Raw genomic sequence first — 20,879 nt, 5'->3', positions numbered from 1 at the left:
TCTAGCCATAATTCACTTAATATATATGATACCACAAGGCAGCTGGAAAACAATCAAAAAGCACTACTTAACGATTAAATCATTCAAGTTCCCCATGACCCGGGCAAGCCGCGCGATGATTGCCAACTGGGCTAACCGGTTATTCCGTACGGCCTCGTTCTTATCCATAATCATGTTTTCATCGAAGTATTCGGTGATCACTGGCGCTAATTGGCGCAGTTCAGCAAAGTTTTCTGCTACGGTCCGGTTAGCGGCACCAGCAGCAACCTCATTTACCGCCGTGTACAGTTTCTTTTCAGAAGGATTCTCAAAGAGGCTCGGGTCAACCCGGGCAGCCAGGTCCTGGTGGCCCTTCTTGCTAATCCGCAATACCCGTGTCAGGGCCTCGACCGCATCCTTAAAGTCGGCGTCTTCCTTGTGTTCATCGATTGCCGCTGCGGCTTCAAAAACCGTTTCAATGTCGTCATTTTCCGTATCGGTAACGGCATCAATAATATCATGCCGCAAGCGACGACCGCTAAAGAACTGCTTGAGCCGGTCCAGGAAGAAGGTCCGTACGGCGGGCGCATTCTTCGTCAAATCAAAGTCAATTGCAATGTCGGAGTCAGCAAAGGCCTTAATGAGGACTGGTTGAATTCCCAGCAAGGAAAGGTGCCAACCGCGGTCGTTGATAATCCGGACAATTCCAAATGCTTGCCGCCGCAATGCATAGGGGTCATTAGAACCGGATGGGATCATGTCCACGGCAAAGAAGCTAAGAATGCTATCCAGCTTGTCCGCAATTGCCAGGATGGCCCCCAGCTTAGTAGCTGGCAAGTTACCTTCCGCGGAGATTGGCATGTAGTGTTCCCGGATAGCCGCAGCGACATCGTCCTTTTCACCAAAGAGCTTGGCGTAAATTTCGCCCATTACTCCCTGCAATTCCGCAAACTCACCGACCATCTGGGTCGTCAGGTCAAACTTGTAAATGTGGGCAGCCCGGTCAAGGTCCGCTAACTCGGCAGCAGACAAGTTCAGGCGCTTCCCAAGCAACTGGGCGATTACCGCAACCCGCTGCATCTTATCGTACATTGAACTAATCTTATCGTGGAAGCTAACCTTCTTGAGGCGGTCAATGTACTGGTCAATCGTCAGTTTTTGGTCCTCTTCATAGAAGAATTTAGCATCTTCCAGTCGCGGAACCAGGACCCGTTCATTCCCCTTGATGATATTCTCAAGGTATTCCTTATTCCCGTTGCGGACAGCAATGAAGTTTGGCAACAGCTTGCCCTGGTGGTCACGCAGGTAGAAGAAGCGCTGGTTATCCTTCATTGAAGTAATTAGCACTTCATCCGGCAGTACCAGGTACTTCTTATCAAAGGATCCGGCAAACGCCGTCGGCCATTCTACCAGGTTAGTAACCTCTTCTAATAGGTCGGGGTCTTTATCGATTACCCAATCATGTTCTTCCACAATGGCGTCAATTTGGTCACTGATGACCTTCTTGCGCCGCAGTGGGTCCACAATCACGAACTCCTTTTCCAATTCCGCTTCGTAGTCCTCAGCAGTTGCTAATTCAATGTCATGCCCCAGGAAACGGTGACCACGGGTAGTTCGACCGGCGGCAACGTCTAGGATGCTGAAGGGAACTACTCGGTCGTTCAGGAGTGAAACCAGCCAGCGAATCGGCCGGATAAACTGCAGGTTGTTGTACCCCCACTTCATCAGGGTAGGGAAATTCATCGCGGTGATGACATTTGGGAGGCCCGTCATCACTTCAGCAACCGGCTTCCCGACAATGTGCTTTTCAACAAAGACGTATTCTTCGCCCTTCACTTCCCTAAACTCAATATCATCAACCGTGGCCCCCTGTCCCCGGGTAAAACCGATGGCGGCCTTAGTCCAGTTGCCATCGCTATCCTGGGCGATTTTCTTGGCTGGCCCCTTGACGGTCTCGTCAACGTCCGGCTGCTTATCAGCTAAGCCCCGAATCAGCAGGGCTAACCGCCGGGGGGTTGCGAACTCCTGAATCTCGTCAAAGCTGATCCGTTCTTCCTTGAGGTAGTCAGCCACCCGCTGGTGCAACTGTTTAATACTTGGTGTTACCACGTGGGCCGGCATTTCCTCGACCCCGACTTCAAGTAAGTATGAATTTGCCATGTTACTTGTCCCCCTTCTTAGCCTTCTTGGCCGCCTGCTTAGCTGCCCGTTCTTTCGCCTTTTCTGCCTTCTTGGTATATTCCGCTAATGTTTTCTGCCGAAGCTGTTCATCATGGATCAGTGGGAAGCCCCGCTTCCGCCGTTCTTCAACGAAGGCCTTTGCGATTGACTTCGCCATAATCCGGATCCGGTGCAGGTAGCCGGCCCGTTCCGTAACCGACACGGCTCCCCGGGCATCGAGCAGGTTAAAGGTATGGCTGCACTTTAATACGTAGTCGTATGCCGGGTGGACCAGGCCAAGCTTGATCAGGCGCTTTGCTTCACGTTCGTAGTCGTTAAAGGCTGCCAAAAGCATGTCCTGGTTGCTTTCTTCAAAGGCATACTTGGAGTGTTCATATTCCGGTTCCTTGAAAATATCACCATAAAGAACCCCATCGGCCCATTCCAAGTCGTAAACGGAATCTACGTTTTGGATATACTCAGCTAAACGTTCCAAACCGTAGGTAACTTCGGATGCTACTGGGCTCATCGGCAGTTCACCGACCACTTGGAAATAGGTGAACTGGGTAATTTCCATTCCGTCCAGCCAGATCTCCCAACCAACACCGGCACACCCCATTGATGGGTTTTCCCAGTTGTCTTCGACGAAGCGGATATCGTGTTCCAAGGGGTCAATCCCCAGTTCCTTAAGACTTCCCAGGTACAAGTCCTGAATGTTATCCGGTGAAGGCTTCATGATTACCTGAAACTGGTGGTGCTGGTACAAACGGTTCGGGTTTTCGCCGTACCGTCCATCGGCAGGCCGCCGGGATGGTTCCACGTAGGCAGCGTTCCATGGTTCAGGACCGATTGCCCGTAAAAAGGTGTAGGGGCTCATGGTCCCGGCACCCTTTTCATTGTCATAGGCCTGCATCAACATACAGCCCTGCTTAGCCCAATATTGCTCGAGCGTGAAGATGATTTCTTGAACAGTTAGCTTCTTTGTCGTCATCTGAATACTTCCCTTCATAAATAAAAAATCCCCGTAGTTACGAAATCCGTAACCACAGGGACGAAATTAATTCGCGGTTCCACCCTGCTTTTTTGCACTTCTGCAAAACAGCTTAGTTCAATTGGCTGCTAGAGGGCCACCCAATGACTATCCTCACGAGGCTCACACTTTCCCCCGTTCGCTGGGCAGGACCGGTCATTGCTCTTCTCCGTCATCGCCGGACTTATTCAATTAAGTGTTACCAATAAACACGTTTTATAATAGAAAACTTTTCTGGGCTTGTCAATCACCCGCAGTTAAATTCCCCATTTTTTGCTCCAGGCGGTGCATCTGCTGGATAAAACGCTTGCTCTTCAGGCGCAGTCCCACCTGGTCATCATAAATGGTATCAAGGACTGTCTGGAGGCGCAGCTTAGTAACCGGGTTGATTTTGATATTATTGACCCGCTGCAGGTTAAGCTGGGCAAACTGTTGCAGGTAGTACACGGTTCGCCGGTCCAGGTGAAAGCGGTGGGGGTCAAGGTGCCAGTGACGGTTGCACAGCATCCCCCCATACTGCTCCGAAAAGTCCAACGGCCGGTCTGCCCGTCCGCAGATTACGCAACGGTCCCAGGTTGGCGCCACCCCGAAAACAGTAAGCAACTGCGTCTCAATAACGTTGGTTACCACCTGCTCGTCCTGTCCCCGGTCGATAAGGGCCAGGGCAGCCGCCACCTGGTCAAACCAGCCGCCCAGTGGCTGCCCGTCCGTGAAGGCATGGTCAACCAAGGCCAGGATATAAGTAGCATAGGCGTTCCTGCTTAAATCCCCGGCAATGTGCTGGTACTGGTGGGTCTCACTTGCAGTATTGATAAAGCTAAGACCGTGATCATCCAGCGAACCAATATAGCTTCCATGAGTAAACGGCAGGATGTCACTGGCTAGCCGAAAGCCGCGTTTCTTGGCGTCCCGAACGTAGAACATTGCGGGGCCAATCCGGTCTGTCAAAATTTTGATTAGGAGGTCACGTTCGCGGTAGTCACGCCGGTAGATGATAATTCCCCGAAAGTCTGTTGTTTCCCGGGCCACGCAATCGCTCCTTTCTCAGCAGTTAGTAGTCCTTATTCCGGTAGCCATAGTCTTTGAGCATGGCAGATTTATCCCGCCATTTTGGAACAACTTTGACCCATAATTGCAGGAATACCCGGTCACCAAGGAGTCGTTCAATATCTTGGCGGGCCAGTGTCCCAATTTTCTTGAGCATCTGCCCCTTTTTCCCAATGATAATCCCCTTTTGGCCGGGGCGTTCCACCACGATGTTCGCCGAAATGTGAACGTGCTCTGCATCTTCCCGCTGAATCGAGGTGACGTCCACTGCAACGGAGTGCGGAACTTCATCCCGGGTCAACATGAAGACCTTTTCCCGAATCATCTCGGCAATCACAAAGCGTTCTGGGTGGTCGGAAATTTGGTCGGCTGGGTAGTACTGCGGACCGTTCGGTAAACCGGCTACCAGTTCATTAATTAATTCATTGACGTTATTCCCCTGCAGGGCCGATACCGGGATAATCCCCTTAAATGGCAACGCCTCCTTATACTGATCCACGATTTCTGGCAGGTCGTTAGGGTGTACCTGGTCAATCTTATTGACAACCAGATAGATAGGCTGCTGGACCTGTTTGAGGCGCTCGATAATAAAGTTATCGCCGGGTCCCCGCTTTTCGGTCGCGCTCACCACGTATACAATGGCGTCGACTTCATCAAGGGCCGACAACGTGGAGCGTTCCATAAAGTCCCCCAGCTTCGTTGCCGGCTTATGAACCCCAGGAGTATCAATAAAGATGATCTGCGCATCCTTACTCGTATAGATCCCCTGGATCTTATTCCGGGTCGTCTGAGCAACGTTGCTCATAATGGCCACCTTTTGGCCCACGATGTAGTTTAGCAGGGTTGACTTCCCAACGTTGGGCCGGCCAATCAAGGCAACAAAACCTGATTTATAGTTTGGATTATCCATTTTTACTCCTATCTTACTAAGTCTACCAGGTGGGGTCCAAAGATAATCAGCCCCACCACTACCGCGAAACAGGCCGCTAGCAGGACCCCGCCCGCAGCCACGTCCTTGGCTTTCTTAACATCTACATTATACTGGTGGTTAACCATGACGTCCGTCACAGCCTCCGTAACCGTGTTTAAAAATTCAGCAGCAAACACCAGAAAAATCACCAGGAGCAACCATAGCCAGTCATTGCTGCTGATCCGAAACCACCATCCCAATAGCAGGGCCACTACCGCCGCTAGCACATGAAATCGCATATTCCGCTCTTCACGCACCATTGTAACGATCCCAGCAGTTGCATGGGCCATTGCCTGGTATAGATGGTAGTTCTTGCCAACCTGGTGCTTATCTTTGGAGTCCATATTCATCTAAGATCTCCCGTTGTAGGTCAAACATCCGCTGCTCATCGGCTGGCTTTTCATGATCATAACCGTTCAGGTGAAGGAAGCCATGGACAACTAAAAAGCCCAGTTCCCGGTCGACGGAATGACCAAGGAATTTGGCTTGTTCTTCGACCTTATCAATCGAGACGAAGAGGTCGCCCAGGTTCTCCGGAAGCTCGGCTGCCAGCTCAGGATCCATGATAATCGGTGTTTCATCGCCACTTTCTTCGGCCGCAAAGCTCAAGACATCCGTCGCCCGATCTACGCCACGGTACTGCTGGTTGAGCTTGCGAATTGCCGGATTAGTCATCATCGTTACCGACATTTCAGTACTGTCTTCTAAGGATAGTTGGCGGGCCGCAAATTGCAAAACATCCCGCACCAGGGCGAGCTGGGCTGGGCTTACCTGTCCGTCAGTTTCATCGTATATCGTCAGGTCCACTACTCTTCCTCCTTCGCTTGTTTGCGCGTCGTCTGCTCCTCATAGGCGGTGATAATCCGGGCAACTACCGGGTGCCGAACTACGTCTTCCGCCCCGAAACGGACAAACTGAATCGACTGAATGTCCTTGAGAATCCGTTGGGCACTGACCAGACCACTCCGCACCCCATGCTTCAAGTCAATCTGGGAAACATCCCCATTGATCACCATCTTGGAGCCAAAACCGAGCCGGGTCAAAAACATCTTCATTTGGGCGTTGGTAGTGTTTTGGGCTTCATCTAAGATCACAAAGGCCCCGTCCAGCGTCCGTCCCCGCATATACGCCAGGGGAGCAATTTCAATAATCCCCCGCTCCATCAGGCGTTGGGTGTGGTCAGCCCCTAAAATCGCGTTCAGTGCGTCATAAATAGGACGCAGGTAGGGGTCCACCTTTTCTTGCAGGTCACCAGGCAAGAACCCCAGGCTCTCTCCCGCTTCCACTGCCGGCCGGGTCACGATAATCCGTTCAACCTCTCCCCGTTTAAGGGCGGCCACCGCCATCGCAACGGCCAGGTAGGTTTTCCCAGTTCCGGCAGGACCAATCCCAAAGGTGATATCGTTGTGTTTAATGGCATTAACATATTGGCGCTGGCCAAAATTCTTCACCCGGATTGCTTGGCCTTTCCGGTCCTTAATAATGATTTCACTATACAGGTCCGCAAAATACTCCAACGTTCCCCGGTGAGCCATCTTCATTGCGCTTACGATGTCAGTGCTATGGAGGTGAATCCCCTGTTGAAGAAGACCAACCAGGGCATGAAAGACGTCGATCGTTAATTTGACGTCCTCCTCCCGGCCACGAACCTGTAAGTCGCTGCCAAAGGGGTTGACCGTAACGTCCATCCCCTGTTCAAAGAGACTGACAAACTTGTCTTGGGGGCCGAGAATGCCAACTTCTACTTCTGGTTGGTCAATTTGAAAAACTTGTTCGTATTCTTGTGTGTTTTCTGCCAAACTACACTATTCTCCTTTATTAAATTTAATTCGTTCTTTTACCAAGTTGATTATATCATAGCTTTCCGTTGACATAACAGCAAAAAGGAGGCTGGGAATCAACCCCATCCTCCTTGTTTTTCAGGTGCCGCTGTTATGCGCAGTAACTGGCTGGCAGGTCAAACATCACCATTTGCCCCACAGGCTAGCCGCGCATCGATGAGAAAGGAATCGCCAAGCCAATCCTTCCCCTTCTTTAACTATTGTTGCAAAATTTCTTGAGCTGCTTTAATTTGCTGGCGAACCTGAGCAAAGCCGGTCCCACCAGCTGAGTTCCGCCGTTCGACCGCCACTGTTGGTTTGAGGACGGTATAAACGTCTTCTTCGACCCGCGAATCGATCTGTTGGAACTCCGCCAGCGGAATATCAGCCAGGTCGGTACCGGTCTTTAAGCCCTTCAAGACCAGCTCCCCCACGATCTCATGGGCGCGCCGGAAGGGAATCCCCTTGGTTGCCAAGTAGTCAGCTAATTCGGTCGCGTTGGAAAAATCGTGGTGGGTCGCCTGGGCCATTTTTTCCTTGTTGACCTGGAGGGTCGCAATCATCCCGGTCATTACCTTTAAGGACGGGAGGATTGTCTTGACAGCATCAAAGACCCCCTCCTTATCCTCCTGCATGTCCTTGTTGTAGGCTAGTGGCAACCCCTTCATCACCGTCAGCAGACCGGTCAGGCTGCCAAAGACCCGGCCGCTTTTTCCCCGGATCAATTCTGCCATGTCGGGATTCTTTTTCTGCGGCATAATTGAACTGCCGGTCGAGTACGCATCGGCCAGCTCAAGATAGCCGAACTCATAGCTGCACCAGTAAATCAATTCCTCGCACAACCGCGACAGGTGAACCATCAAAATGCTGGCGTTGCTCAGAAATTCCAGTGCAAAGTCCCGGTCGCTGACGGCATCCAGGGAATTTGCATACGGCGCACTAAAGCCCAGGAGGTGCGCCGTCATTTCTCGGTCAATCGGGAAAGTCGTTCCGGCCAGTGCAGCGGCTCCCAGCGGTGATAGGTCGGTATGCTGCTGGTTGAACTGAAACCGTTCAACGTCCCGCTGAAACATTTGGAAGTAAGCCATCAGGTAGTGACCATATGAAATTGGCTGGGCGTGCTGCATGTGGGTGTAACCGGGCATCACGGTTTCCACGTTCTGCTCCGCCTGCTTAACCAGGGCGGCCTGTAAATCCTTGAGTGCGCCAATCACCTGGGGTAGCCGCTCCTTGACGTACAGGTGAAAGTCGGTAGCTACCTGGTCATTCCTGCTCCGCCCGGTATGCAATTTCCCTGCGACTGGTCCAATTTTGGCAGTTAAAAGGGCCTCAATATTCATATGAATATCTTCATTTTCTACGTCAAAGGGGAGGCCGTGATCGGCTAGTTCAACCGCCAGCTCTTGCAGGCCGGCAATGATTTGATCGGCGTCCTGGGGCGTTAAAATTTGGGTTGCCTTGAGCATCTTGACGTGGGCCAGCGAACCCATAATATCCTCCTTAGCCATTTCCTGGTCAAAGGAAATCGAAGCCCCAAACTGATCGACTAACTGGTCACCAGCCTCTTCAAACCGGCCACCCCACATCTTTTTAATGGGCATCGGCCGACGCTCCCTTCTTTGCCTGGGCCTTTTCCTGGACCTGGGCATAAACCTTGTCAGGCAGCTCCCAGAGTTTGATAAAGCCAGTAGCGGCTTCCTGGTCAAATTCATCAGCGGACGTGTAGGTTGCCAGGTTCTTGTCATAAAGCGAGTTGGCTGACTTCCGCCCCTCGCAGATGACGTTGCCCTTGAAGAGCTTGACCCGGACAACCCCGTTGACAACCTTTTGCGTTTCCTCCAAGAAGGCAACCAGGGCCTTCATCAGCGGTGAATACCAGAGTCCATTATAAATCAGCTCGTTCATCTTTAATTCCACGGTCGGCTTAAAATGAGCGACTTCCCGCTCCTGGGTCAGGTCTTCCACATCCTTGTGTGCGGCCAGCAACACGGTAGCAGCAGGGCACTCATAAATTTCCCGTGACTTGATTCCAACGAGCCGATTTTCCACGTGATCAATCCGCCCAATCCCGTTCTCACCGGCAACCTTGTCGAGCTTCATAATCAGTTGGTCCAATGGCAATTCTTCACCATCAAGCGCGGTTGGAACCCCTTCTTTAAAGGTAATCTCCATCACCGTTGGCTGGTCAGGCGTATCTTCGATTGGAGTTGTCCGCTCGTAAGCATCTTCTGGCGCAGCGACCCACGGGTCTTCCAAGATTCCGCATTCATTGGCCCGCCCCCATAAGTTCTGGTCAATTGAGTACGGGCTCGCCTTGGTAATCGGTACCGGGATGTTGTTATCCTTAGCGTACTGGATTTCCTCTTCCCGTGACCAGTGCCAGTCCCGGATAGGGTCCTCAATCTTCATCTCGGGAGCCAGGGCGTGAATCCCTGCTTCAAACCGGACCTGGTCATTTCCCTTCCCGGTACAACCATGAGCGATCGCCGTTGCTCCGTACTCTTTTGCTACCCCGACCAGTTTTTGCACAATCAACGGCCGGGAAAGCGCGGAAACTAATGGATATTTTTGCTCATACATTGCATGAACCTGCAGAGCGGGTAAAACAAATTGTTCGGCAAAGTCACGTTTAGCGTCAATCACTACCGACTTCCACGCACCGATTGCGGCTGCCTTTTGCTGAATCGCATCCAGGTCTAATCCTTCACCAACGTCAATACAGCAGGCAATCACGTCGTAACCCTTATTCATCAGCCACGCAATCGCGACTGAGGTGTCCAGACCTCCTGAGTAAGCTAACACAATCTTTTCCTTTGCCATAACAATCGTCTCCATTCATATTTTTGTATATTTATTAATTGAAATCAATATACACTGAATGTGAATATATATCAAGAGTTTTTGCCAAAAAGTTTTATTTATGCGTTATTTTCTACTATTTTTGTATAAAAATCAATTAAGCAGCGTTTAGCCGCCTAGCTATTTTATACCTAAAGGAACTCCACTTTGGAAAGTGGACAATAATCAAAGTGCAGTACACAAACGGGCCTCCAGTGCTCGGTAAAGCCGAACTCTGGAGGCCCGTTTATACTTTCTAACGACTGGCTGTGTGTCAATAATTTCCACGTTAGAAGTATTTAATAAAGTATTCTAAATTCCATTACTTATTAGTTTTGGAAATGCAACACTTGCTCCGTTTGCAATGGGAACAGCGCTAACTCCTGGCAATTCAAATCTGCGTGGTGCAGCTGAACCGCATTAATTTGGTTATTCTGGTAGGTTGTGTAATAGAAAGTCCCGGTTGATAAATTAATCCCATCCGAGTAAATGGTGGTTTCAAACTTTCCGGGTGCCACTTCGTCTAACCCTTCCTGCTGCTCAACGGCGTGCAGGCAATGGAAATAGTTAGTAACGTTCTCCAACTCGTTTTTGCCTGTTGGAGCGTGGTGCAGGGTAAAAACTTCCTTAACGAACCGGCTTGCGGAGTCCATCCCTCCTGGCAGCATATGGGAGCCAAGGCCCCGACTATATACCGCCAGGTTCACGCCTGGTGCCAGCTGGTTAGGTGGAGTTGTTGGGGCTATTCCCTGATAATTAGCCAGGTTAGTCAGCTGGCCAGGAAATTCTGGATTATTAGTCAAAACATTGACCGGATTATCATAGACGTGCAGGCCAGTAACCGTTGATTCAACCACAATGGACTTTCCAGACCGATCAGCAATCAGCCAGTGCAGTGGTGAAAGTTGCAACTGGTCAGAAAAGTTGATGTTGACGAGGTTGAGCTTCTTTAAGATCACCCTGGCTTCGGCAACATTCTTACACTGCCCCAGGATGTACGGGATAAATTCAAAGGGGGAAACGTTGTCCTTACCCTCTTCCAACGGGAAGTAGTGGGCTGGTCCGTCAAAGTTCAGGCCGGCCATCCCCAGCCCCTCTTCGTTGGCCCCATCAAAGTATAATGGATAGTTATCCTTCACCAGGGCCATCCCAATGATTGCATAGTGGTGCCCCATTGATGGTACCTGCCGGAAGTTGAATTGGTAGTTCCGCGGCGTCACCACTACTTCCTGACCAAACGAAACTTCTAAGTCCAAATTTCGACCAAAGTAGTGGTCACCCGCATTGTATAAAATTGAAGTGCACATTTTAATTCCCCCCTCTAACGGCCAGAAAACGGGTTAGTTGCTGCTCAAGGCTGCCTTGACGGCCTGGTTAACCACCTTGCCATCCGCCTGTCCCTTAACCTTTGGCATGACAGCGCCCATAACCTTACCAAAATCCTTCATGCTTGAAGCGCCAGCCGCCGCAATGGTTTCCTGAACAATCTTATTCACATCATCAGCGGACAGCTGCTTTGGCAGGTACTTTTCTACCACCGTTAATTCATGGTTAGTTTTATCAACCAGGTCTTGGCGACCAGCTTTCTCAAATTCAGCTAAGGATTCCTTCCGCTGCTTGTATTCCCGGGACATTACTGCCACTTCTTCGTCGGGTGTTAAGTCATGCCCGGCTTCAATCTGGGCGTTCTGGACAGCTGCTTTAAGCATCCGGACCACCGCCAGGGTTTCCTTATCCCGACTCTTCATTGCACTAACCATGTCACTCGTTAAATCCTGTAGTAAGCTCATTCTATCCATCTCCTATAATACTGAACAAAAAAGCTCCCACCGGGAAAGGTAGGAGCATTCGTTTTAGTAACGACGACCACGCTTGTTCTTGCGCTTCCGTGCCGCTTCAGATTTCAACTTGCGTTTTACACTTGGCTTTTCGTAGAATTCCCGCTTCCGGTATTCCTGCAATGTTCCATTGCGCGAAACTGAACGTTTAAAGCGTCGAAGAGCGTCGTCTAAAGATTCATTCTTACGAACGACTGTTTTTGACATGTTGATTCCCTCCCTCCGAGCTTAAAGTTACGTAACAAGGCCATCGCAGCCTTTCACTACAAAAAATATTGTACCTAATAAGCCGGTTAGTGTCAATGTTTCTTTTCAGAGATTTCCTAATTTGGAGAGCGGTTAGCCCGCTTTTGCCACTACTTTAATGAAGAAACAAAATCAACCGTCAGATTGATGATACCTTTCTAATGAATATTTATACTAATTTAGAGAAAAGTATTGCATAAATAGTTACGAAGGTGTATATTCATTTACAGTTATTATTTGAGAATACTAATTGAAAAGGAGTAATTGATTTATGAAGCACTTGAAACCATTGCTAATGCTAGTCATCCTCTGTGTTTCACTGGTCATCGCCCCCCTGAACGCATTCGCCGCTGCCACCAGCTCGAGTAGCAGTGCGAGCTCCGATGCAACCAATTCAGCGGCTACTGATGACTCGGTACAGCGGATCAAGCAGAAGGGAACCCTGGTCGTCGGGACCAGTGCTGACTACCCGCCATACGAATTTACTACCAAGAAGAACGGCAAAACCGAATACGTTGGTTTTGAAATGGACGTTGCCAAGCAGTTTGCCAAGGACCTCGGTGTTAAGCTCGTGATCAAGAACATGGACTTCGACTCCCTCCTGGTTGCGTTGGAATCCCATAAGGTCGACACCGTTATTGCCGGGATGAACATCACCCCTGAACGGAAAAAGAGCGTTGACTTCTCTGACCCCTACTACGCAGGTCACAAGTTATTCCTGATCAATAAGGCTGATCGGAATAAGTACAAGTCAACCAAGGATTTCACCGGCAAGAAAGTCGGCGCCCAAAACGGGGCAATGGAATATAATCTTGTCAAAGAAAACATTCCAAATGTTCAAGAAAAGGGACTCGCTAAGATTCCTTCACTGGTCTTAGCCCTCCAGTCGCATAAGGTTGAAGGGGTCCTGATGGACGAAGCAACCGCGAAGGCTTATGCTAACAACAATTCCAACCTGATGGCGATTAACTCCCACATCAAGATTCAGTCTGGTGGAATTGCAATGGCCTTCCCAAAGGGTGATAAGTCCCTTGAAGCAGCTGCTAACCAAACCGTGGCTAAGATTAATAAGGAAGACTTGGTCAACAAGAAGTGGATTCCCCAAGCCGCTAAGTACATGAAGTCTTACAAGAAGTCTAACACCGTGGCTAGCTACTGGACCTTCTTCGCCAAGGGGGTTGAATACACGCTGATCATCACCGTAATCTCCGTAATCTTCGGTTTCCTGCTCGGGACCCTCTTCGCACTGATGCGGTTGTCCCAGAGCAAGCTCCTCCATGGAATTGCCATCTGCTACATCGAATTTATTCGGGGAACACCAATGCTGGTTCAGATTATGTTCGTCTACTTCGGAATTGGGGCCATTATCCAGTCGATGCCAGCCCTCGTTGCCGGGATCATCGCCGTATCCGTCAACTCCGGAGCCTACGTCGCCGAGGTTATCCGTTCCGGAATTCAGTCTCTGCCAATCGGTCAGACTGAGGCGGCCCGGAGCTTGGGGATGACGAAGAAGCAGACTTTCCGCTTCATCGTCCTGCCACAAGCCCTGCGCAACATCTGGCCAGCCCTGGGGAATGAGTTCATCACCCTGTTAAAGGACAGTTCACTTGTTTCCACGATTGGGGTCGGCGAATTGATGTACCAGACCCAGTTGGTCCAAGCAGATACCTACAAGGGGGTTCTGCCATTGTTCATTACCATGATGATCTACTTTATCCTGACCTTTACGTTGACGAGAATCCTGAACTACTTCGAAGGGAGAATGCAACATGCCCACTAAAATGATTGAAATCCAACACCTGAAAAAAGAATTCAACGGCACTGAAGTCCTCAAAGATATTTCGGAAGAAGTCGATCAAGGACAGGTAATCTGCGTAATCGGACCGTCCGGGGCCGGAAAAAGTACCTTCTTACGGTGCCTGAACGTCCTCGAAAAGCCGACCGCCGGCAAGGTCCTCTTCGAAGGAAAAGACCTTACCCACATTTCAGACCAGGAACTCGATGAGCTGCGGGAAAAAATGGGGATGGTCTTCCAAGGCTTCAACCTCTTTCCAAACATGACCGTAATCGACAATATCAAGATTGCCCCGATCAAGGTCAAGGGAATTAGCGAAGAAGAAGCAACCAAGACGGCCAAGGAACTGCTCACAAAAGTTGGCCTGGCTGATAAAGCGGACGTCTTCCCGGACAGCCTCTCCGGTGGTCAAAAGCAGCGGGTTGCCATCGCCCGGTCGCTAGCGATGGACCCAGAAGTGATGCTCTTTGACGAACCGACCAGCGCCCTCGACCCGGAAATGGTTGACGAAGTGCTGAACGTTATGCAAGGACTGGCTGATTCCGGAATGACGATGGTGGTGGTCACCCACGAAATGGGCTTTGCCAAGGAAGTGGCTGACCAGATCTGGTTCATGGCAGACGGCTACATTCAAGAAACCGGTGCTCCCGAGGAATTCTTCAGCCACCCAACTAGTGATCGGGCTAAGGAATTCTTGAAAAAAGTTTTGAAATAGTTTGTACACAAAAAGCTCTCGCTGCGGCGGGAGCTTTTTTTCGTTATGGTTAAGGAATGCGTGATGGCTACAATTGCAGCTCACCAACCGAATACAGGACCGCATTACCAGAAAGCAGGATTCGGTTGCCCGCGTCTTCACAGTAGAGGGTTCCAGTCCGCGGTGAGGCTTGGAAAGCAGTGACCTCTTTCTTTCCTAGCTGGCGGGCCCAGTACGGGACAATCTGGCAGTGGGCACTCCCGGTGACCGGGTCTTCGAGGACGGCTAGCTTGGGCGCAAAGCAGCGGGATATACAGTCATACTGCGGGGCGTCACTGGCTGCCGTGATATTTTGGAGGAGCCCCGGCAATTTGGCGAGGTGGTCGACGTCCGGGTGATAGTTTCGAACAGCATCCGCAGTTGGCAATACACAGAGGAGATCCCGGTCGAGGTAGGCGGCGACCGGTTTAACGCCAAAGGCCGCGGTCATTGCGTCAGAGACCGGAACTTCTTTGAGTTCATAGCTCGGAAAACTCATCTGGTAGTGACCATCCACCGCACTGACGGTCAGTTCCCCGCTCTTAGTCGTAAAATGGATTGTCGAACTCTGGTGGCGACAGTAGTTCAGGACGACAAAGCCACTAGCCAGGGTGGCATGGCCGCAAAGATCAATCTCTCCACCAGGCGTAAACCAGCGTAAACGGTAGCGGTCTTCACCATCTGGCACTAGGTAGGCCGTTTCAGATAGGCGGTTTTCACTGGCAATGTTCTGCATTACGGCATCGGCCGGAAAACGGTCCATCAGACAAACTGCTGCCGAGTTTCCTGCAAAGAGCCGGTCGGTAAAGGCATCAACATGGTACATTTTCATTATAGTCCCCTCCTTTTTAGAAACTTAGTTAGGTCATTACAATATCGCCAGTTTTATCACATCTCTAAGAATACAGACAATAAATCCGGCAATCAAGACATAGTTAATTATACGTCGCCATTTTGTACTCGAATCAGTAGTATTCATACAAGAAACTAAAATTAGAAGGCAACCGATTAAGTTGACCATTGTCGCTATAGACTTTCCGCTAATAAAAAGTCCACCGGCAATCAATGCCACTCCCAGTAAAGTATAAGTCAAATTCTGCGCATCACGACCCATTAGTTATCACTTTCTCTCTTCTTAGTTTCATGCTTCTCCTGATCGGCGTAGTACAGTTTGAAGAAGACGTTCAGCGGTAGGAGGAGCGCGCCAAAGGTAAGTTGTTCGCGCCGGGTCAGCTGATGACGCGACTTTACTGCTTTAGTCATGGAGGTCACTCTCTTTAATGAACACGCCAGCCGCCGTCGTCTTACCATGACGGTTCGAAATTTCCCGATAAGCATTCTCCACGGCAGAATGGTGATCAACGCCGACAAGTTTGGAAAAAATCAGCAAGGCAATCTGCAGGTCACCGATGCTGTCGATCAACTGAGCCCGTTTTTGCTTATTGTAAGCGGAAGACAATTCACCGAGTTCTTCCGCCATCTTCATAAACTCCACCCGCGGGTCCGCTTCATCAATCTTACGTTCGTGCGCCCACTCCATAATTTTAGTGGTTAGTTCTTCGTAGGTCATCACAGTCATCCCTTTTTACCTGTATTGTAAATGATGGCTTGCTATTATGGCAATCCCCTGATACTAATAAAGCCCCCATAACTAGATTTGCACCTGGCTATGGGGGCCCTACTTATTTAGAGAAACTCTTAATCGAGGTCATGACTAGATCAATGAACTTCTCCCGATCAATGCCAAGGAGGACTTCCGTATTCTTCAGCTTATCAGTCAGCGTGTAGTAGTCACAAACCGTTTCACCACGGGTCAGTTCACCCTGCGTTTCAACGTCAACATTCATCTTATCAGACTTGAACATGGTTGGGTCAATCAGCCAGGCAATCGTGCATGGATCATGCAGTGGTGCACCCTTAAAGCCCCACTTTGGGTTTTCATGATACTGTTCAAAGAAGTTGAGCAGGCCATAGAAGGCTTTCCCGACCGGGTTGTCAATTTCACCAATCTGCTCAATCTCATCCTTCATAATCTGTGCTTGGTGGGTTACGTTTAATGGCGCCATCACCAGCGGAATGCCAAAGTTCATCACAATCTTAGCCGCCTCAGGGTCAACGAAGATGTTGAATTCTACTGATGGCCGCCAGTTACCAAGGCCCATGGCACCACCCATAAAGACAATCTGGTCAATTTTTTCCCTAGCAAGGTCTGGGTAAACCCGGAGGAATAAAGCAGCATTCGTCATCGGACCGGTCACGACCAGGGTTACCTTGTCATTGCTTTCCCGCAGAACCTTTGCAATCAGGTCAATAGCTGGTATCGTTTGAACCTGAAAGTCCGGGTCAGGCAGATCGGCACCATCTAGGCCGGTCTTCCCGTGAACTTCGGGAGCGGTTTCCAGCGGCTTTACCAGCGGCGTTTGGTTCCCTTGCGCGACGGGAATGTCCTCCCGGTGTAGCAAGGTGAGCATCCGCATGGCGTTATTAAGTGTCTTGTCTGGCGTCTGGTTTCCCGCCGAGGTCGTCACCGCCAGCAGATCAATCTTCGGGGATGCAACTGCCATCGTTAGCGCCAAGGCATCATCATGCCCGGGGTCACAATCCAAAATAATCTTTTTACTCATTCGTAATCGCTGTCCTTTCTTTATGTACAACGGTAATAAATTTATATATTAATAATATCATAATAGCGTTTTTAGAATCAGCCACATCTTTGGCATAGCAAGGAAGAAAAGTTAAAGAGAGAGAAACGCAAATCCCAATCAGTCCACACAAAAAAGGCCATCACCCGCAAACAGGTGACGACCTTCTTTCATATATCAGTCTTGTTTAATTATCCAGCTTATAATCAACGTCTTCACCGAATTCGATCTTCAAATCGTCGAGCTGTTGCTGGCTGACCTTACCAGGAGCGGCGGTCAGTGGTTCGACGGCCTTGGAGTTCTTCGGGAATGGGATGACGTCCCGGATGTTGTCGGCTTCCGCCAGCAGCATTACCCAGCGGTCCAGTCCAAAGGCCAGTCCACCCTCAGGCGGCATCCCCATCGTCAACGCCTTCAGTAGGAAGCCAAACCGCGCCTCGGCCCGTTCCTTGGTGTAGCCCAATGCCTTCAGGACCTTTTCCTGAACCTTTGGATCGTGGATACGGATGGAACCCCCACCGATCTCCTGACCATTCAGGATGATGTCGTAACTCTGGGCGTGGGCCTTGTGTGGGTCTTCGCCGTCTTCCAAGTAGTGCAGGTCTTCTTCGTTCAGCATCGTGAATGGGTGGTGGGCCGCAATCCACTTGCCAAAGCCTTCGTCGTATTCAAACATTGGCCAGTTAACGACCCAGAGATAATTCCATTGCCCTGGTTTAATCATGTCGAGTTCTTCGGCAATCGCCCGCCGGAGGTAACCCAAAGAATCAGCAACGACATGGAAGCTAGCGGCAACGAAGAGAATCAGGTCGCCGTCCTTGGCGCCCATTTCGGCGTTGATCTGGTCGGCCTTGTCGTTTAAGAACTTGGCAACCGGACCATTGTAGCCATCCGCGGTCACCTTAACCCAGGCCAGGCCCTTGGCACCATAGCGCTTGATGTAGTCTTCCTTCTTAGAAATATCCTTCCGGGAGTACTTGTCAGCGCCACCCGGTACACAGATGGCCCGCACGAAGCCGCCGTTTGCGACCGTTCCGGAGAAGACCTTAAAGTCACTGTCCTTGACGATATCAGACAGGTCATGGATCAACATGCCAAAGCGGGTATCCGGCTTATCAGAACCGTACTTATCCATGGCTTCCTGCCATTCCATCCGTGGGAACGGCGTCTTGATGTTAATCCCCTTAACTTCCCTCATGACCCGCTTGATCAGGCCCTCGGTGACCGTCTGGATGTCTTCTGGCGTGGCAAAGCTCATTTCGGTATCAATCTGCGTAAATTCTGGTTGCCGGTCCCCCCGCAGGTCTTCGTCCCGGAAACAGCGAGCCAGCTGGTAGTACTTGTCTACGCCGGCCGCCATCAGCAGCTGCTTAAACAGTTGTGGTGACTGTGGCAGGGCATAGAAGTGGCCTGGGTATACCCGGGAAGGCACGATGTAATCCCGCGCCCCTTCCGGCGTTGACCGGGTCAGGTCTGGCGTTTCAACGTCCAGGAAGCCTTCACCATCATAGTAGTTGTGGACGATTGAGGCCACCTTACTCCGCAGCTTGAGGTTCTTCATCATCTCTGGCCGCCGCAGGTCCAGGTAGCGGTATTTCATCCGCAGGTCTTCACTAGCGTCGACGTTATCAGTGATGTCAAACGGCGTCGTTTCGGACTTAGCCAGCACCTTGATATCATCAACAGCGACTTCGACCTTCCCCGTCTTCATATCTGGGTTGATTTCCTTTTCCGCCCGCAATTGAACTTTCCCGTGTACTTCCAGCACGTACTGGTTCCGCACGGCATTAGCCACCTTAAATACTTCCGGGTTTTCCTTTTCGTTAAAGACCAGCTGAACGATGCCTTCCCGGTCCCAAAGGTCGATAAAAATCAAGCCCCCGAGGTTCCGGCGCTTTGCTACCCAACCTTTTAAAACGACTTCTTGACCGACTTGCTGCTCATTAGTGTATCCAGCATAATTTGTCCGCTTCATGCTTCCACTTCTCCTTCTGCTCGTAACCAAATAAAAAAGCACCCCTGAACTAAACAAGGGTGCTCATGCACGGTACCACCTTGGTATCAAACTCAACGATAACATCAGTTTCCTGACGGGACAACTGTCCAGCCTAAAAGGGTCAATCGGACCTTCGTCTGGCGGGCTCCCACTATCCCCGCTCGCTGACCTCCTACCGGTACCGAGCATTCTTTTATTTATGGCTACGAATATTTAATTACAGTCCTAACTGTACTCGTCAGCCGCCGGAAAGTCAATACTTGATTACCGCCTTGCATTTTCCACCGACTATCCTAGAATTAAGGTAAACTTTACGCAAGGGAGCGGGATCAAATGAGTAGAAATCACCAGTGGTTTAGCCAGTTGCCAATCAAAAACATCACCAGCTACCAGCCGGTCAGCGGTGGTGACATCAACGAAGCCTATCAGATTACAGCCGATGGGAAGAGGTATTTCATCAAGGTCCAGCCTAACCACCCGGCCGACTACTTCCGGCACGAAATCAACGGGCTCAAGGCGCTGGGCCAGGCCGTCAACACCCCGACCCCACTCCACAACGGGGACATCAACGGGGATGCCTACCTGGTCTTAAACTGGCTTGACGAAAGCACCGGCAGCCAGGCCGACCTGGGCCGCACGGTGGCACGGCTGCACCAGCAGACCAACGACCAGTTTGGCTTTGGCGATAACCACCAGACCAAGGCCCTGGTGAAGGACAACTCCTGGAATAATTCTTGGACCGATTTCTACGTCAACCAGCGGCTCCTGCCAGAGGTTAAGGTCGCCGCGAATCGCGGCCGCTGGAATCGCTGGCGGGAAGACCACTTCCAGCAGATGGTTAAGCAGTTTCAGCAGTATTATCAGGGCCGGGATGTAAAAGCCAGCCTCCTCCACGGGGACCTTTGGGCCGGTAACTTCATGTTCGCCGGCGACCACGAGCCCTACCTGATCGACCCGGACGCGGTTTACGGCGACCGGGAATTCGACCTGGCGATGACTACCGTCTTTGGCGGCTTTGACGAGGACTTCTACCACGCTTACAACGCGGCCTACCCGTTCACCCCGGGCATCAATGACCGCCTGCCCTGGTACCGGTTCTACTACCTCTGCATGCACCTAGTTCTCTTCGGTGAAAGCTACGGACCCGCGGTTGACCGGATTTTGAGCCAATACTGACTTAAAAGGAACTGCGATATAAATCCTATTACTTAGATAAACATTAACAGCGCAGTACACAAACGGCCTCCAGTGCTCGGGCAAAGCCGAACACTGGAGGCCGTTTGTGCTTGCGGGGGTGGGGCGACGAACTAGACAAGCTAGTTCTGCCCCACTCCCTTTTTCGCACTTACTTTTCATAGATAATCGTAACCGGGCCGTCGTTTTCCAGGTCGACCTGCATGTCGGCACCAAAATGGCCGGTCTCTACATGCACGCCAGTGGCCGCCAGTTTTGCATTAAAGCGTTCATAGAGCGGCGCCGCAATTTCAGGCTTGGCCGCGTCGGTAAAGCCGGGGCGGTTACCGTGGCGCGTATCCGCGTAGAGGGTAAACTGCGAAACGGAGAGAATCTCCCCATCAACATCCTTGAGGCCCCGGTTCATCTTGCCGTTTTCATCCTCAAAGACCCGGAGGTTAACAATCTTGTGAACCAGGTAGTCAAGTTCCGCATCCCCATCGCCGGGCGCAAAGCCGACCAGTAACATGTAGCCCTTGCCAATCTTGCCGACGACCTCACCGGCAATCGAAACCTGGGCATGACTGACCTTCTGTAATACTACTCGCATTA

The 20,879-nt window shown here is 50.8% G+C and carries 22 protein-coding genes; 3 read left to right on the top strand and 19 right to left on the bottom strand.

The window, feature by feature from the left end:
* Nucleotides 1-63: 63 nt before the first annotated feature.
* The 12 genes from glyS to rpsU all read right to left on the bottom strand — a co-directional run bounded on the left by glyS (nt 64) and on the right by rpsU (nt 11,889).
* Nucleotides 64-2,139, bottom strand: coding sequence for a glycine--tRNA ligase subunit beta (glyS, locus tag N4599_RS01040; protein WP_260901355.1), 2,076 nt, complete (start codon nt 2,137-2,139; stop codon nt 64-66).
* Nucleotide 2,140: 1 nt separating this feature from the next.
* Nucleotides 2,141-3,130, bottom strand: a complete 990-nt coding sequence (gene glyQ, locus N4599_RS01035; RefSeq protein WP_288636341.1) for a glycine--tRNA ligase subunit alpha — start codon at nt 3,128-3,130, stop codon at nt 2,141-2,143.
* 282 nt (nt 3,131-3,412) lie between these two features.
* Nucleotides 3,413-4,198: a DNA repair protein RecO gene (recO, locus tag N4599_RS01030; protein ID WP_260901354.1), complete on the bottom strand. Its 786-nt coding sequence runs from the start codon at nt 4,196-4,198 to the stop codon at nt 3,413-3,415.
* 22 nt (nt 4,199-4,220) lie between these two features.
* Nucleotides 4,221-5,126 (bottom strand): GTPase Era, encoded by a 906-nt coding sequence (gene era, locus N4599_RS01025; protein ID WP_260901353.1) that lies wholly within the window; start codon nt 5,124-5,126, stop codon nt 4,221-4,223.
* Between the two features lie 8 nt (nt 5,127-5,134).
* Entirely contained in the window at nt 5,135-5,530 is a 396-nt protein-coding gene (locus tag N4599_RS01020; protein ID WP_260902441.1) for a diacylglycerol kinase family protein, read from the bottom strand.
* The gene (gene ybeY / locus N4599_RS01015; RefSeq protein ID WP_260901352.1) at nt 5,514-5,993 is read right to left on the bottom strand and encodes an rRNA maturation RNase YbeY; all 480 of its coding nucleotides are present in this window, start codon (nt 5,991-5,993) and stop codon (nt 5,514-5,516) included. Before ybeY ends, N4599_RS01020 begins: the two co-directional genes overlap by 17 nt.
* Complete coding sequence (locus N4599_RS01010) at nt 5,993-6,985, bottom strand: PhoH family protein (protein ID WP_260901351.1); 993 nt, start codon at nt 6,983-6,985, stop codon at nt 5,993-5,995. Before N4599_RS01010 ends, ybeY begins: the two co-directional genes overlap by 1 nt.
* A gap of 239 nt (nt 6,986-7,224) precedes the next feature.
* Entirely contained in the window at nt 7,225-8,607 is a 1,383-nt protein-coding gene (argH, locus tag N4599_RS01005) for an argininosuccinate lyase (protein WP_260901350.1), read from the bottom strand.
* Complete coding sequence (locus N4599_RS01000) at nt 8,597-9,826, bottom strand: argininosuccinate synthase (protein ID WP_260901349.1); 1,230 nt, start codon at nt 9,824-9,826, stop codon at nt 8,597-8,599. The genes argH and N4599_RS01000 overlap by 11 nt, the downstream gene beginning before the upstream one ends.
* Nucleotides 9,827-10,173: 347 nt before the next feature.
* A complete protein-coding gene (gene bsh / locus N4599_RS00995) occupies nt 10,174-11,151 on the bottom strand; it encodes a choloylglycine hydrolase (protein WP_260901347.1) in 978 nt (325 codons plus the stop codon).
* A gap of 33 nt (nt 11,152-11,184) precedes the next feature.
* Nucleotides 11,185-11,634 carry a GatB/YqeY domain-containing protein gene (locus tag N4599_RS00990; protein ID WP_260901345.1) on the bottom strand — a complete coding sequence of 150 codons (450 nt, stop codon included), beginning with the start codon at nt 11,632-11,634 and terminating at the stop codon, nt 11,185-11,187.
* A 63-nt stretch (nt 11,635-11,697) separates the two neighbouring features.
* Nucleotides 11,698-11,889, bottom strand: coding sequence for a 30S ribosomal protein S21 (gene rpsU / locus N4599_RS00985; protein ID WP_003665847.1), 192 nt, complete (start codon nt 11,887-11,889; stop codon nt 11,698-11,700).
* A gap of 310 nt (nt 11,890-12,199) precedes the next feature.
* Between rpsU and N4599_RS00980 the strand changes: the two genes are divergently transcribed.
* Both N4599_RS00980 and N4599_RS00975 read left to right on the top strand, forming a co-directional pair.
* Nucleotides 12,200-13,708: an ABC transporter substrate-binding protein/permease gene (locus tag N4599_RS00980; protein ID WP_260901317.1), complete on the top strand. Its 1,509-nt coding sequence runs from the start codon at nt 12,200-12,202 to the stop codon at nt 13,706-13,708.
* Complete coding sequence (locus tag N4599_RS00975; RefSeq protein ID WP_272882490.1) at nt 13,698-14,438, top strand: amino acid ABC transporter ATP-binding protein; 741 nt, start codon at nt 13,698-13,700, stop codon at nt 14,436-14,438. Before N4599_RS00980 ends, N4599_RS00975 begins: the two co-directional genes overlap by 11 nt.
* Before the next feature lie 67 nt (nt 14,439-14,505).
* Here the strand turns inward: N4599_RS00975 and N4599_RS00970 are convergent, their stop codons facing one another.
* The 6 genes from N4599_RS00970 to aspS all read right to left on the bottom strand — a co-directional run bounded on the left by N4599_RS00970 (nt 14,506) and on the right by aspS (nt 19,073).
* Nucleotides 14,506-15,288, bottom strand: a complete 783-nt coding sequence (locus tag N4599_RS00970) for a PhzF family phenazine biosynthesis protein (protein ID WP_260901315.1) — start codon at nt 15,286-15,288, stop codon at nt 14,506-14,508.
* A gap of 36 nt (nt 15,289-15,324) precedes the next feature.
* The gene (locus tag N4599_RS00965; protein WP_260901314.1) at nt 15,325-15,570 is read right to left on the bottom strand and encodes an LPXTG cell wall anchor domain-containing protein; all 246 of its coding nucleotides are present in this window, start codon (nt 15,568-15,570) and stop codon (nt 15,325-15,327) included.
* Nucleotides 15,570-15,719 carry a hypothetical protein gene (locus N4599_RS00960; protein ID WP_260901303.1) on the bottom strand — a complete coding sequence of 50 codons (150 nt, stop codon included), beginning with the start codon at nt 15,717-15,719 and terminating at the stop codon, nt 15,570-15,572. Before N4599_RS00960 ends, N4599_RS00965 begins: the two co-directional genes overlap by 1 nt.
* Nucleotides 15,712-16,026, bottom strand: a complete 315-nt coding sequence (locus N4599_RS00955) for a MazG-like family protein (protein ID WP_062813168.1) — start codon at nt 16,024-16,026, stop codon at nt 15,712-15,714. The genes N4599_RS00960 and N4599_RS00955 overlap by 8 nt, the downstream gene beginning before the upstream one ends.
* Before the next feature lie 112 nt (nt 16,027-16,138).
* The gene (rihA, locus tag N4599_RS00950; protein WP_191363658.1) at nt 16,139-17,080 is read right to left on the bottom strand and encodes a pyrimidine-specific ribonucleoside hydrolase RihA; all 942 of its coding nucleotides are present in this window, start codon (nt 17,078-17,080) and stop codon (nt 16,139-16,141) included.
* Between the two features lie 205 nt (nt 17,081-17,285).
* Complete coding sequence (gene aspS, locus N4599_RS00945; RefSeq protein ID WP_191363657.1) at nt 17,286-19,073, bottom strand: aspartate--tRNA ligase; 1,788 nt, start codon at nt 19,071-19,073, stop codon at nt 17,286-17,288.
* Nucleotides 19,074-19,427: 354 nt separating this feature from the next.
* On the opposite strand from aspS, the gene N4599_RS00940 reads away from it, so the two are divergent.
* Complete coding sequence (locus tag N4599_RS00940; RefSeq protein ID WP_191363656.1) at nt 19,428-20,270, top strand: fructosamine kinase family protein; 843 nt, start codon at nt 19,428-19,430, stop codon at nt 20,268-20,270.
* Between the two features lie 169 nt (nt 20,271-20,439).
* Here the strand turns inward: N4599_RS00940 and dtd are convergent, their stop codons facing one another.
* Nucleotides 20,440-20,877: a D-aminoacyl-tRNA deacylase gene (dtd, locus tag N4599_RS00935; protein ID WP_062813164.1), complete on the bottom strand. Its 438-nt coding sequence runs from the start codon at nt 20,875-20,877 to the stop codon at nt 20,440-20,442.
* Nucleotides 20,878-20,879 lie beyond the last annotated feature (2 nt).

Origin of the sequence: Limosilactobacillus oris, assembly GCF_025311495.1 — a bacterium.
GTDB lineage: Bacteria > Bacillota > Bacilli > Lactobacillales > Lactobacillaceae > Limosilactobacillus > Limosilactobacillus oris_A.
This window is presented reverse-complemented; position numbering and strand designations above follow the sequence as displayed.

Excerpts from the sequence above, each read along its gene's own strand:
- N4599_RS00940 (WP_191363656.1), top strand. The coding sequence starts at position 19,428 with ATGAGTAGAAATCACCAGTGGTTTAGCCAGTTGCCAATCAAAAACATC.
- N4599_RS00980 (WP_260901317.1), top strand. The coding sequence starts at position 12,200 with ATGAAGCACTTGAAACCATTGCTAATGCTAGTCATCCTCTGTGTTTCA.
- N4599_RS01020 (WP_260902441.1), bottom strand. The coding sequence starts at position 5,530 with ATGGACTCCAAAGATAAGCACCAGGTTGGCAAGAACTACCATCTATAC.
- N4599_RS00970 (WP_260901315.1), bottom strand. The coding sequence starts at position 15,288 with ATGAAAATGTACCATGTTGATGCCTTTACCGACCGGCTCTTTGCAGGA.
- N4599_RS00990 (WP_260901345.1), bottom strand. The coding sequence starts at position 11,634 with ATGAGCTTACTACAGGATTTAACGAGTGACATGGTTAGTGCAATGAAG.
- era (WP_260901353.1), bottom strand. The coding sequence starts at position 5,126 with ATGGATAATCCAAACTATAAATCAGGTTTTGTTGCCTTGATTGGCCGG.
- N4599_RS00955 (WP_062813168.1), bottom strand. The coding sequence starts at position 16,026 with ATGACCTACGAAGAACTAACCACTAAAATTATGGAGTGGGCGCACGAA.
- N4599_RS00965 (WP_260901314.1), bottom strand. The coding sequence starts at position 15,570 with ATGGGTCGTGATGCGCAGAATTTGACTTATACTTTACTGGGAGTGGCA.
- rpsU (WP_003665847.1), bottom strand. The coding sequence starts at position 11,889 with ATGTCAAAAACAGTCGTTCGTAAGAATGAATCTTTAGACGACGCTCTT.
- bsh (WP_260901347.1), bottom strand. The coding sequence starts at position 11,151 with ATGTGCACTTCAATTTTATACAATGCGGGTGACCACTACTTTGGTCGA.
- aspS (WP_191363657.1), bottom strand. The coding sequence starts at position 19,073 with ATGAAGCGGACAAATTATGCTGGATACACTAATGAGCAGCAAGTCGGT.
- glyS (WP_260901355.1), bottom strand. The coding sequence starts at position 2,139 with ATGGCAAATTCATACTTACTTGAAGTCGGGGTCGAGGAAATGCCGGCC.
- N4599_RS00960 (WP_260901303.1), bottom strand. The coding sequence starts at position 15,719 with ATGACTAAAGCAGTAAAGTCGCGTCATCAGCTGACCCGGCGCGAACAA.
- N4599_RS01000 (WP_260901349.1), bottom strand. The coding sequence starts at position 9,826 with ATGGCAAAGGAAAAGATTGTGTTAGCTTACTCAGGAGGTCTGGACACC.
- glyQ (WP_288636341.1), bottom strand. The coding sequence starts at position 3,130 with ATGACGACAAAGAAGCTAACTGTTCAAGAAATCATCTTCACGCTCGAG.
- rihA (WP_191363658.1), bottom strand. The coding sequence starts at position 17,080 with ATGAGTAAAAAGATTATTTTGGATTGTGACCCCGGGCATGATGATGCC.
- N4599_RS00975 (WP_272882490.1), top strand. The coding sequence starts at position 13,698 with ATGCCCACTAAAATGATTGAAATCCAACACCTGAAAAAAGAATTCAAC.
- argH (WP_260901350.1), bottom strand. The coding sequence starts at position 8,607 with ATGCCCATTAAAAAGATGTGGGGTGGCCGGTTTGAAGAGGCTGGTGAC.
- dtd (WP_062813164.1), bottom strand. The coding sequence starts at position 20,877 with ATGCGAGTAGTATTACAGAAGGTCAGTCATGCCCAGGTTTCGATTGCC.